The organism is Lysobacter sp. Root916 (genome assembly GCF_001429785.1).
In the GTDB taxonomy this organism is placed as follows: Bacteria; Pseudomonadota; Gammaproteobacteria; order Xanthomonadales; family Xanthomonadaceae; genus Lysobacter.
The window spans coordinates 202,172-213,601 of sequence record NZ_LMJF01000016.1 but is presented as its reverse complement, the minus strand read 5'-3'; the positions used below and the strand labels follow the sequence as shown (position 1 = coordinate 213,601).

Below are 11,430 nucleotides of genomic sequence, written 5' to 3'. Positions count from 1 at the left end.
TCTTGAATCGGAACTCGTGCGGAACCGCGACTACCCGAAGCCGACCTCGCCTCAGAACCAGAAACGCGACGGGGCGAACCTGCTCAACGAAAAATCCGCGACCCTGCGCGCGATCCCCGGCTCGATGGCGACGGCCGGTTCCTGCAGCAGGTGCAGTTGGTCGCGCCCCACAGCGCCCTCGAACTCGTCGCGCAGGCGACGCGCATGCTCGTCGCTGCTCCACTTCCGGGCGAGGTAGTAGCCGCCGGTGAGCATCGCCTGGCGGCGAGCGCGCTCCTTGGCCTCGTCCTTCGCCGCGGAGAATCGCGGTGTCACGTCGTGGACGAAGCGAGCGGTCGGGCACACCTTCAAGAGGCCGCCGATCAGCTTCACCCGCCAGGACAGATCGACGTCCTCGCAGTACATGTGGATCTTCTCGTCGAAGCCGCCGATCTGCTGCCAGATCTTGCGCGACATCGCGAAGCAGGCGCCGGAGACCCAGGACGTATCCAACCGCACCGGGTCGTGCCACTTCGGGTGATCGATAGGCGCGGTCGCGGCCTCGATCAGCGCCTGCCCTTGGTAATGGTCCGAGAAATCCACCAGCGCCTTGACGCAGCCGGGAGTGAAGTAGCCGTCGGGATTGGCGCCGATGTACAGCCGGTCGAGGTCGAAGCAACGCCGCATGAGCGCGTTGTGGGCACGGCCAAAACCGATGTTCTCGCGGTTGCGGTCCAGGATCAGCCTGTCGCCCAGGATCTTCCGGTAGCGAGATTCGTTGGCTGCGTCGTTGACGTAGCACGCCCAATCGATGTCGTATCCCTTGCTGATCGCCAGCTCGTTCTGGATCGAAGCCTTCAGGCGTTCGACCTCCTCGTTGGAGTTCTCGTACAGCACCACGCCGATGAAGGCCGCGCGCGCCTCCTTGCGCGCCTCATGCCGCAACGAAGGAATCGAGGCCTGCGCATACGGCGTGGGCCAGGCCGGCCCGGCGATGCTGCCGGTGCCGCGGGTGCCGGCAAGGAAACCCCTGAGGTCCTTGTAGCCCTCGTTTCCGAACAGGTGCGCGGAGTTGCGCAGGAAGGCCTGGCTAACGCGCTCGTCCGGCGAGAAGCGCCTGCTTTCGGACAGGCCGTACTGGACGAAGTGAATCAACGGAATCACGTTCGCCGCTTCCAGATCCGCGTTGACGCGCATGTAGTACGGCATGCTCGCGAAGCTCGAGCACTCCAGATACTCGTTGCCCCAGCGGCCGCCTGCGTTGAGGTATTGCTCGATCGGCACCCCGGCAGCCTCGCAGGCGCGCCCCTTCATGTCCGCGCGGAACACCGCGTTCTCGAAAAACGGCGAGGGGTTCGCATCGGTCGTCAGCAGCAGTTCGCGCAGACCCGAATAGCGCTCGAAGATCGGATAGCGGCCGCGCGCGTCGGCTTCGCGCGCCTGGCGTTCCGGGTCTATCTGATCCAGAACGAAATCGATATCGAGCAGCATCGTCGGCGACCGGCCCTCGAAGAACCCATGCCGGATGTAGTGCAGCAGCGGATTCATGTCCGCACCGCGGATGTCGACGTTCTCCTCGAGGTAGTGGCGACCGTCGAACAGCGCGGATGTCGCGGCCGTCCAGTACTTCTTGTTTTCCAGGTAAAGGAACTCCAGCGGCACGCCTGCCGCGCCGTTCCGGTCCAAGCCCAGCGTGCGCGCCAGGTAGTCCAGGTCCAGCAAGCCGGAGTCGCGCATGACGGATATTTCGGACAGTCGATCGTTCAGCATGGCGGTTCCTAGAAGTCGGACGCGAACAGCTTGATGGGGTACGTGCTGCGAAGCTGATCCAGCTTTTCGCGGTTCTTCTTCCACACTCGCTCCTTCTCGGCGTCCTCCTTGCTGCCGTTACGGCTGGGCGTGCTGTTGCTGTTGTCGCTACGGATGATGTAGAGACCGATCCGACGGTCCAACGCGGAGAAATCGCAGGGACTGGGCCCGGCCACGCGCAACAGGAAGTCGTAGTCCTCCACCCGCGACAACTCGGAGTGGAAGTAGAGCAGCTCCCTATCGACCTTCGCGCAATCGATCATGTAGGAGTGCAGAGGGCAAAAATTGTCCCGGATCAAGTCCAGCTTGTTCTTGCCGCTGTAGGGACTGGTCACCTCGTAGATGAAATCGTAGTCGCGCAGACCGACGGCGCGCGCCTGCTCCATGCCGGCGAAGGACACCGCCGCCTGGCTGCTCGCCAGCGGCTTGCGCAACACTTCGTAGGCATGGGTGTACAGAACGTCGTCGTAGTCCAGGAACGCCAGATAGCGGTTATTGCGCTTAAGGTGCTCCTGTATTCCCGCATTCATCAGGGCCGAGCGGGCGTCGCCGGATTTTCCGTCCGCGTAGTTGATGACCAGCGGCTTGGGCAGCCATTTGAAGAACCACTGACGCTGCACGGCCTGCACGGTCTTCTGCAGGTCGGCCTCGGCAAAGCGCTGGGTCACCACGATGGGCTGGACGGCGACGCCGGTCTGCGCATGCAAGCTCTGTATGGCGCGTTCCAGCTTTCCGAGCGACCCGCAGTCGTGGAAGCGAACAACGACGCTGACCACATCCAGCATCGCGCCGGCGGCCCCCTGATCCTCCGGAGCGCCGCGCGATACTGTCTTGTTCACGATATCCATGATCTTCATTCAGCAGACCTCCACCACGGCCGCTTTCGCCATCGGCAAGGGCGCGCCCAACCGCTCCATCGAGGACCCCGCGCTCACCCTCAGGCCACGCAACAGATCTTCGGCATCCTGATCCTCCGGCGCGGGCAGGCTGACCCGGAAGCCGAACCTCCCCGAGCCCTTGGCCAGGTACAGACGCACGTCCTCGCGGTCCACGCGCTCCGGCGCGGCCGGCCCTTTGGTCCCGCCCGCCTCCACGCACACCACCGCGACCTCCCTGCCGCGCTCGTCGATCGCCCAGCCTTCCAGCTCGATCCTGCGGTCGACGATCCTGACCCGCTCGATCATTCCGGACGAGCTGCCGAACAGCAGAGGATCGTTGGCCGCCACTTGCGCGCGCAGCTCGGCGCTGGCCGCCGATACGATGCTGCGATAGACGGACACGCCTTCGTCGATATCGCCGTAATAGCGCATCCGTCCCTGGTCCAGCACCAGCGCCTTGTTGCACAGCCGCTTTTGCAACTCGGCGCTATGGCTGGCCAGCACCACGATGCGGCTACCGTTGATGCGCCCGGTCAGGCGATTGCGCGCACGTTCGACGAACACCGCATCGCCGGTCGCGATCCATTCGTCCATCAGCAGGATGTCCGGCTGGATCGCGGTGGAGATGGCGAACCCCAGCCGCATGCGCTGACCGGCCGACAGGGTGTGCAAGCGATGGCTGGCGCGGTCGGTCAGGCCCGCGAAATCCAGTATGTCTCCGAGCACGCCCTGGATCTGGCGCAGGCGCAAGCCCATCGCGGTGCCGCGCAGCATCACGTTCTCGATCACGGTCGCGTACTCGGCGAAGCCCAGGGTCGCGTTGAGCAGCGATTGGGTGAGGCCGCGGCTCTCGATCGTACCCGTGCTGGGCACAAAGGCGCCGTTGAGTACCCGCAACAGGGTGGTCTTGCCGGCGCCGTTAAGCCCCATCAGCGCGACCCGGTCGCCCTCCTCCGCGGCGAAGCTCAGCCTGGACAGCACCTTCACGTAGCGGCGCGTGCTGCCCGTCATCGTCGAGCGGAAAAAGGATGCGTCCGCCCGGGACGCGTGCTGCGCCTCCATCGGAAATTCCAGCGACACTTCGCGTGCGCGCAAATAGACCATGGTTGCCAAATCCTCAAAGCCAAATGGGAATGCGTCGGGCCGCGCTTCGATAGACCAGCGCCGCGCCGATCAGCCCCAGCAAAGTCATCGCGCCCAGATAGACGTAGGTCGCCGGCTCGATCGCTTCGCCCAGCAAGGGCCCCCGGATCGCGAGCATCAGATGATGGAAAGGGTTGGCGCGCATCAGGGTGCCGTGGGGCGTTCCGGCCGGCGCGGACTCCGGATACCAGACGATGGGCGTGATCAGGAACAGCACCATCATCGCGCTCGACATGAACTCGTGCATGTCGGGGAACCGCGCGCCGGCCGCGCCGAGCAGCACCGCATACAGGAACAGGTTGATCATGACCACGACCAGACCCAGCAGGGATCCGGCGATCCCCATCGGCTGCACCGTCGGCGATGCGATCACGACGATGGCGACGATCGGTTGCGATAGCACGAAGTAATAGAAGGCTCGCGCCTGGGTGCGCAGCACGTAGTCGGTCAGGCGCAGATGTCCGTCGTAGATGTACGACTTGTACGTCGAGAACATGGCCGTGGCGTCGCTGAGCACGGTGGACATCAGCCGGAAGACCACGAAGCCGACGCCGATATGGGCCAGGAAACGCGCCTGGTCCAGGCCGGGCTGCAGCGCGGCCAGGAAGCCGCCCAGTCCCCACACGTAGACCGCGGTCGGCACCAGGGTCCACAGGGCGCCCAGCCGGGTCTTGCGATACTTGGTGACGGTGTCCAGCCAGCTGCCGTACACCCAATGATCGGGGCGGCGCAGGCTTTGCAGGAAGTGGGAGAACAACAAGGTCATGACGCTACCTTAGGAAGCACAGTCATACGTCCGCCGCGGCTCGTTCGGCTGATGGTCGTGCGGGGTGGGAAGGCGAGCTCGAAGTTCGGGCTGTCCAGGGACAGATTTGGGTTGTAGGCCGGGTCGTTGCGCAGCAGTTCGCCCCAGCGGCGCAGCATGGTGTCGGACTCGGCGAGGAAGCGGGCGCGCTTCTCCGGCGTGTTGTCCTGGCCGCGACTGGCCGATTCGTGGTGGTACAGCTCGGCGAACGGCGTCCAGACGTTGCGATAGCCGTTCGCATCGATGCGCAGGCACAGATCGATGTCGTTGAAAGCCACCGCCAGGTTTTCGTCCATGCCGCCGACTTCGTCGTAGACGCTGCGCCGAACCGCCAGACAGGCACCGGTGACGGCGGTGAGGTTGTGCACGACTCGGGCGCGACCGACGTAGCCGCCGCTGCCGCGACGCAGGTTGAGATGGGCGTGCCCGGCGACCCCACCCTCGCCGATGCCGAGAATCACGCCGGCATGCTGAATGGTGTCGCTCGGGAAATACAGCATGCAGCCGACCGCTCCGACCTCCTCGCGCATCGCATGCGACACCAGCTCGTCCAGCCAGTCCGGGCCGATCACCTCGGTGTCATTGTTGAGCAGGCACAGAACCTGCGCGGAGCTCTGCGCGACGGCGTGATTGACGATGGCCGAGAAATTGAATTCGTACGGGTAGTCGACCACACGCACGCATTCGCGCCCGCGCAGCCCGGCCAGATAGTCCACGGCCTGCGGCTCCACCGAGCCGTTGTCGACGACCATCAACTCGAAATTCGTGTAAGCGGTCCGATCCAGCACGCTTTCGACGCAGGTCCGCAGCAGTTCGGCGCGGTCGCGGGTCGGCACGATCACCGTCACCTTGGGCGCCTGCGGCTCGCACGCCGGCAGCGCCCTGAAATAACCGTGCTCGGTGACCTCGACGCGCGACGGCCGCCCTATCCTGGCCAGGTGCGCTTCGACCGCGCGCCGCCCCGCCTCGCAAGCCGCCACGGCAGGCTCCGCTGCCGTCGCCTGCGACGGCCGCCTGGCGTGATACAGGATCTTGGGGATGTGCACGATCTGCTCGTCGCGCAGGCGTTCGACGCAGCGCAATACGAGGTCGTGATCTTGCGCGCCCTGGTAGCCTGCGTGCAGGCCCCCGACCTCCCGCAGCAGGTCGGCGCGGATCGCCACGAGATGGCAAAGGTAGTTCTGCGCCCGCAGCAGGTCGGGATTCCAGGCCGGCTTGAAGTTGGGATCGCTGCGCAGCCCTGCGGCGTCGATCTTGTCTTCATCCGAGTACAACAGACGCGCGTCGGCACGCTCGACCACAGCGCGCGCGAGCTCACGCAGCGCATCGGCGCATAGCTCGTCTTCCTGCCCGAGGAAGGCGAGGTAGTCGCCCTTGGCCAGACCGATCGCCTCGTTGGCGGCCTGCTCGTCCTGCGCGCAGCGCTCGCTGAATTGCAGGCAGATGCGCCGATCGCATAGCGCGTACTCGCGCAGCAGGCGCTTGGTGGCGATCGAGGCGGCGACGTCGGCGACCACGCACAGCTGCCAGCGGCTGTAGTTTTGCGCCAGCACGCTGTCGATGCTGCGTTTGAGCAGCTCCAGACGAGGCTCGCGCACGACGAGGACCACGGAGAGGTCGGGCGCGCCGGTGCGCAGCTCGACGCGATCGCGCGTCTGCTCGACGGCGGGCCGGCTATCGAAGCGTGCCACCCATTGCTGGTAAGACAGGGCCTGATCGCGCAAGGCGCCGCGATAGCGTTGCTTCAAGGACTCGGCCGCCGCCGCCGCGCCCTCGCGCAGCGCATGGCGCAGAAAGCCGAGCAGGTCGGCGCCGAGGCGATCGCGCGGCGACTCGCCGGCGCAACGGCGGATGCCTGTCAGCATCTCCAGCACGGCGCGCAGGCGCGAGATGCGCCGCATCCGGAATCCGCGCATGCCGAACCTGGCCGCGCACTGGGTCGGGTCGAAACGCAACGCTCTGACCGGAGCATTGATGAGCACCACCGTGTACACGTACTCGCCCGAGCGCGCAGGCTCGGCGACATCGATCCGGCTGTGCTCGCTTTGGCCTTCGCCATAGTCCGGGTACAGGCAGGGCGCGACGATGCCACCCTCGCCCAGCTCGAACGCCACCCGCAGCTGGTACCAGCCCGGTGCCGGCAGGGCATAGCCCGGGCGAGCGCGCAGGTCGATCCGCGGGTCGTTGCCTTCGGCGATGCATTCCCACGCATCGCCGCGCCTATCGACATGCAGCTGATGGACCGGCACCAACTCCAGCGCCAGCGCGCGACCTGGAATCCGCCGCGCGATAGCCCGCAACACCCGCCTCAAGATCAAAAGCCCTTCCCTCATGCATTCCCGCCGCTGCATCTCGCTGAGCCGGCACCTGTCGATCCGGGCGCCGCAACGCAACTAAGCCGAGATCTCCCCATCGCGCCGACGATCCTTCCATCCTATTTGGAGAATATCAACCTAATTAGGACCTGATCTTCCAAAACGAATATCGACTCGACCCGCCATCAATGTGACTTACGACCACCTAAGTTGCGCCTATCCGTCCGGAACCGGCGCATTCAGGCAACGCAATTCATTGAAACTTGAAGGAGAAATCGCGCATCACTCGCGCAGGCGGACACCCACAACAAGCCAAAGCAAGCAGCGCGCGCGATACACACTAAATGTGTGGATGTTTTCCACGTAGAGAATTGAGCCCGAGGCCGGCTCGCGGAACCTGCGGGCGTACAAACGAAACCGGCCGGTAGCTGCGCGCTACCGGCCGGTTCGGGGCACTGCCTGAGACGGGAGCGCTTAGCCGGCGGCGTAGCGATCGGTGGCGCGGACCAGGGCGTCGACGTTCTCGGCCTCGAAGGCGGAGTGGCCGGAGGCGGGGGTGATGCTGAGCTCGGCGCCGGGCCAGGCCTGCTTGAGGTCCCAGGCGTTCTGGACCGGGCAGACCACGTCGTAGCGGCCGTGCACGATGGTGCCGGGGATGCCGGCCAGGCGATGGGCGTCGCGCAACAGCTGGTCCTCGACCTCGAAGAAGCCGCCGTTGACGAAGTAGTGGTTCTCGATGCGCGCGAACGCGAGCGCGAACGCGGCGTCTTCGTGGCCGCTGACGAAGTCCTCGTCCACGTGCAGGAAGCTGGTGGCGCCTTCCCACACGCTCCAGGCGCGCGCGGCGGCCAGGCGCTGGCGTTCGTCGTCGCTGGTGAGGCGGCGGTGGTAGGCGCTGATCAGGTCGTGACGCTCGACCGGCGGGATCGCGGCCAGATAGTGCTGCCAGGCGTCCGGGAACAGGCGCGAGGCGCCTTCCTGGTAGAACCACTCCAGCTCCCAGCGGCGCAGCATGAAGATGCCGCGCAGGACCAGTTCGGTCACCTGCTGCGGATGGGTCTCCGCGTAGGCCAGGGCCAGGGTCGAGCCCCAGGAGCCGCCGAACACCTGCCAGCGCTCGATGCCCAGGCGCGTGCGCAGGCGCTCGATGTCGGCGACCAGTTCCCAGGTGCCGTTGTCGATCAGGTCGGCGTGCGGCGTGGAGCGCCCGCTGCCGCGCTGATCGAACAGCACGATGCGGTATTTGGCCGGGTCGTGGAAGCGCCGCATCTTCGGGCTGCAGCCCGCGCCGGGGCCGCCGTGCAGCAGCACCACCGGCTTGCCGTCGGGGTTGCCGCATTGCTCGTAATACAGGGTATGGCGGTCGTCGACCTGGAGCGTGCCCACGTCGTAGGGTTCGATCTCGGGATAGAGCGTGCGCATCGCGGAATCTCGCTGACGGAATGCGCCGAGTCTACCCAGGCGCGGCGCGCGGGCGATACCGTATGCAGGCCTTGCGCGCGCTCAGTCGGCGGGCGCGCGTCCCAGGGTCACGCGGTCGCGGCCTTCGAGGTCGCGTTCGGTCGCCACTTCGACCAGGCCGGCCTCGCGCAGCAGGCCGCGCACGGCCATGCCCTGCTCCCAGCCGTGTTCGATCAGCAGCCAGCCGCCGCGCTGCAGATGCGCGAGCGCGCCGGCGGCGAGCGCGCGGATCGCGTCCAGACCGTCCTCGCCCGAGGCCAGTGCGCTGCGCGGTTCGTGGCGCAGATCGCCCTGTTCGAGATGGGCGTCGTCTTCGGAGATGTAGGGCGGGTTGCTGACGATCAGCTCGTAGCGCTCGCCCTGCAGCGGCGCGTACCAGTCGCCGTTGCGGAACTCGACATTGTTCAGGCCCAGCGCGCGCGCGTTGTCGGCGGCCACGCCCAGCGCCGCGTCGCTGGCGTCGGTGGCGGTCACCCGCGCGGCCGGGCGCTCGCGCGCCAGCGCCAACGCGATCGCGCCGCTGCCGGTGCCGAGGTCGGCGATGCGCGCGATCCGGCCGGCCGGCAGGCGCGCCAACGCCAGCTCGACCAGCAGTTCGGTTTCCGGGCGCGGGATCAGGGTGGCCGGGGTCACGCGCAGGTCGAAGCTCCAGAAGCCGCGCTGCCCGAGCAGATACGCGACCGGCTCGCCGTCGGCGCGGCGCGCGACCAGGGTGCGGTAGCGGCGCGCGAGCTCGTCGGCGATCACGTCGTCGCCGTGCGCGAACAACCAACTGCGCGGCTTGCCCAGGGCATGCGCGAGCAGCAGTTCGGCCTCGGCGCCGTCGTCCAGACGCGTCCTGGCTTCGCGCAGCAGCAGATCGATGCGGTTCATCGGCGGCGTCCTTTCAGAACTCCACGCCGTATTCGGACTTCGCGTCCTCTATCGCCTTGTCGAGCTTGGCCAGCTTGCCGGGCTGGGCGGCGTACTTCTTGCGAGCGGCGGCGATCTGCGCATGAATCAGGTCCGAGTCGCAATCCAGCTCGTCGTTGGTTTGACTCAGCTCTTGCTCGCGCTCCGGATCGCCGGAGCCGACCTCGCCCGCCAGATGCGCGCAATCGAACACGCGCTCGGCCAATGCGTCGGGCTCGGCCGACTTGGCGGCCGCCGGCCCTTTGGCGCCGACGGCGAACGGGGCCGCGAACAAGCAGGCGCTTGCCACGAGCAGCAGACGGGGCATCGTGTTCTTCATGGGGCAATCTTCCCTGATTGGAGTTCGCTCGGCGGCGCGACGCCACCAGGATGTGTTGGGAATCGGCCGCGGGCGATTCCGCGCCCGCCGAATCCAGCGGCACATCCTACGCGAGCGCGGGCCGCCGCCCGCGCCCTGCGGCACAAAAACGACCGCCGGCACAGGGCCGGCGGTCGCGAGGCAAGGCGGACGCGCGGACCGTTCGGGCCCGTACGCGCTGACATCGGGGGCCGATCAGGCCGCGTGCTGCTCCAGGGTCACCGCGACGGCGTGCACCACGGCACCGATCTTCAGCGCGCTCTGCACACCGAGGGCGCTTATTTCGTGCTTACGCAGCACGCGCTCGTGCGAATCCATGCAGGCGCCGCAGCCGTTGATCGCCGACACCGCCAGCGAGGCCAACTCGAAGGACATCTTGTCGATGCCGGGGTTGGCCATGATGTTCATGCGCAGGCCGGCGCGCAGCTGGCCGTATTCCTGGTTCTGGATCAGGTGGGTCGCGCGGTAGTAGATGTTGTTCATCGCCATCACCGCGGCGGCGGCGCGGGTGCCGTCCAGCTCTTCGGGCGAGAGCTGCTCGGCGGCGAAGGCTTCGATCGCGGCGACCAGCGGCTGGTAGCGCGAGGCGATCGCCGAGGCCAGCGCGATCGCGCGGATCTGCTTGCCGTCCAGGCCCTGCGCGCCGGCGTCGCTGAGCACGCTGTCGAGGTTGAGCTTGAGGTCCTTGGCGTAGTCGGGCAGCGAGTTGCGAAGATCGGAAAGGCTCATCGAAGGGCTCCTGGATACGGCTGAATCGGGGGAGGTGCGCGGCGCGGCACCGACGCTGGCTGGCATGCGGCGCGCGGCCTGCGGCTGGCGGGCGATGGTGGCGCTGGGCGCGGGCGCCGCGGAAGGCGGCGCCGCGATAAAAAGCAGCCGGGGCGAACCCCGGCTGCGGGCATCCCGCACGGGAGGGAGGGGGAGCCGGGGGTGAAGCCGGCCCGCGTGCGGGTGTTGCCTGAAAAGATCTGCGCCGACCGCATACGCAGGCGGCGCAGGTGAAACCGGGCGACGCTAAGGGAGCCGGCCGCGACCCACGGAGATCCGCGGCCTGGCTCGCCGATCCGACTGACGGATCAGGCGACCTTCAGCGTGTTGTCGCCCGAGTTCCAGTTGCAGGGGCACAGCTCGTCGGTCTGCAGCGCGTCGAGCACGCGCAGGACTTCCTGCGGGTTGCGGCCGACCGAACCGTCGGTGACGTAGACGAAGCGGATGATGCCTTCCGGATCGACCAGGAAGGTCGCGCGCTGGGCCACGCCGTCTTCGCTGAGGATGCCCAGCGCCGAGGTGAGGTCCTTCTTGATGTCGGCCAGCATGGGGAACGGCAGATCGCGCAGATCCTTGTGGTCCTTGCGCCAGGCCAGGTGCACGAACTCGCTGTCGGTCGACGCGGCCAGGACCTGGCAATCGCGGTCGAGGAACTGCTGGTTCAGGTCGCCGAAGCCCTTGATCTCGGTCGGGCAGACGAAGGTGAAGTCCTTCGGGTAGAAGAACACCAACAGCCACTTGCCCTTATAGGTGTCGTTGTCGATGTCGGCGAAGGCGCTGTCCAGGCTCTCGATGCCGACGGTGGCCTTGACCTTGAATTTCGGGAACTTTTCGCCGATGGAAAGCATGCGTACGACTCCTTGATTAACGGATGGGAAGGGGGTGGAAAGGGGGTTGGATGCCGCGGATCGCATCCGATGAGGCTATGTTGCAGGACAGCATTTGATTAATGAAATGAATTGTTCCTATGATGGCGATAGCCTACCTCAATGAACATTCGTT

Annotated in this window: 10 protein-coding genes; all 10 read right to left on the bottom strand. The window is 66.6% G+C overall.

Annotated features, from left to right (window positions below; translation table 11 throughout):
• Positions 1–51: 51 nt before the first annotated feature.
• On the bottom strand, positions 52–1,749 hold the full coding sequence (locus ASE35_RS19235; protein WP_057164816.1) for a hypothetical protein: 1,698 nt from the start codon (positions 1,747–1,749) through the stop codon (positions 52–54).
• Positions 1,750–1,757: 8 nt separating this feature from the next.
• On the bottom strand, positions 1,758–2,645 hold the full coding sequence (locus ASE35_RS19230; RefSeq protein ID WP_057164815.1) for a hypothetical protein: 888 nt from the start codon (positions 2,643–2,645) through the stop codon (positions 1,758–1,760).
• The gene (locus ASE35_RS19225) at positions 2,646–3,677 is read right to left on the bottom strand and encodes an ATP-binding cassette domain-containing protein (RefSeq protein WP_162259077.1); all 1,032 of its coding nucleotides are present in this window, start codon (positions 3,675–3,677) and stop codon (positions 2,646–2,648) included.
• Positions 3,678–3,783: 106 nt separating this feature from the next.
• Complete coding sequence (locus tag ASE35_RS19220) at positions 3,784–4,575, bottom strand: hypothetical protein (protein WP_056182091.1); 792 nt, start codon at positions 4,573–4,575, stop codon at positions 3,784–3,786.
• Positions 4,572–7,007: a glycosyltransferase family 2 protein gene (locus ASE35_RS19215; RefSeq protein ID WP_157489575.1), complete on the bottom strand. Its 2,436-nt coding sequence runs from the start codon at positions 7,005–7,007 to the stop codon at positions 4,572–4,574. Before ASE35_RS19215 ends, ASE35_RS19220 begins: the two co-directional genes overlap by 4 nt.
• A 396-nt stretch (positions 7,008–7,403) precedes the next feature.
• Positions 7,404–8,351 carry a prolyl aminopeptidase gene (gene pip / locus ASE35_RS19210; protein WP_057164812.1) on the bottom strand — a complete coding sequence of 316 codons (948 nt, stop codon included), beginning with the start codon at positions 8,349–8,351 and terminating at the stop codon, positions 7,404–7,406.
• Between the two features lie 81 nt (positions 8,352–8,432).
• A complete protein-coding gene (gene prmC, locus ASE35_RS19205) occupies positions 8,433–9,263 on the bottom strand; it encodes a peptide chain release factor N(5)-glutamine methyltransferase (protein ID WP_056182099.1) in 831 nt (276 codons plus the stop codon).
• Positions 9,264–9,276: 13 nt separating this feature from the next.
• A complete protein-coding gene (locus ASE35_RS19200; protein ID WP_056182101.1) occupies positions 9,277–9,621 on the bottom strand; it encodes a hypothetical protein in 345 nt (114 codons plus the stop codon).
• Between the two features lie 234 nt (positions 9,622–9,855).
• Positions 9,856–10,389, bottom strand: coding sequence for a carboxymuconolactone decarboxylase family protein (locus tag ASE35_RS19195; RefSeq protein ID WP_057164811.1), 534 nt, complete (start codon positions 10,387–10,389; stop codon positions 9,856–9,858).
• 347 nt (positions 10,390–10,736) lie between these two features.
• The gene (locus tag ASE35_RS19190) at positions 10,737–11,276 is read right to left on the bottom strand and encodes a peroxiredoxin (RefSeq protein ID WP_055900689.1); all 540 of its coding nucleotides are present in this window, start codon (positions 11,274–11,276) and stop codon (positions 10,737–10,739) included.
• Between the last annotated feature and the right edge of the window lie 154 nt (positions 11,277–11,430).

What these genes read in the sequence shown, in the direction of transcription:
- ASE35_RS19195 (WP_057164811.1), bottom strand. Translation starts at nt 10,389, where the DNA reads ATGAGCCTTTCCGATCTTCGCAACTCGCTGCCCGACTACGCCAAGGAC.
- ASE35_RS19190 (WP_055900689.1), bottom strand. Translation starts at nt 11,276, where the DNA reads ATGCTTTCCATCGGCGAAAAGTTCCCGAAATTCAAGGTCAAGGCCACC.
- ASE35_RS19225 (WP_162259077.1), bottom strand. Translation starts at nt 3,677, where the DNA reads ATGACGGGCAGCACGCGCCGCTACGTGAAGGTGCTGTCCAGGCTGAGC.
- ASE35_RS19230 (WP_057164815.1), bottom strand. Translation starts at nt 2,645, where the DNA reads ATGAAGATCATGGATATCGTGAACAAGACAGTATCGCGCGGCGCTCCG.
- pip (WP_057164812.1), bottom strand. Translation starts at nt 8,351, where the DNA reads ATGCGCACGCTCTATCCCGAGATCGAACCCTACGACGTGGGCACGCTC.
- ASE35_RS19220 (WP_056182091.1), bottom strand. Translation starts at nt 4,575, where the DNA reads ATGACCTTGTTGTTCTCCCACTTCCTGCAAAGCCTGCGCCGCCCCGAT.
- ASE35_RS19235 (WP_057164816.1), bottom strand. Translation starts at nt 1,749, where the DNA reads ATGCTGAACGATCGACTGTCCGAAATATCCGTCATGCGCGACTCCGGC.
- prmC (WP_056182099.1), bottom strand. Translation starts at nt 9,263, where the DNA reads ATGAACCGCATCGATCTGCTGCTGCGCGAAGCCAGGACGCGTCTGGAC.
- ASE35_RS19200 (WP_056182101.1), bottom strand. Translation starts at nt 9,621, where the DNA reads ATGAAGAACACGATGCCCCGTCTGCTGCTCGTGGCAAGCGCCTGCTTG.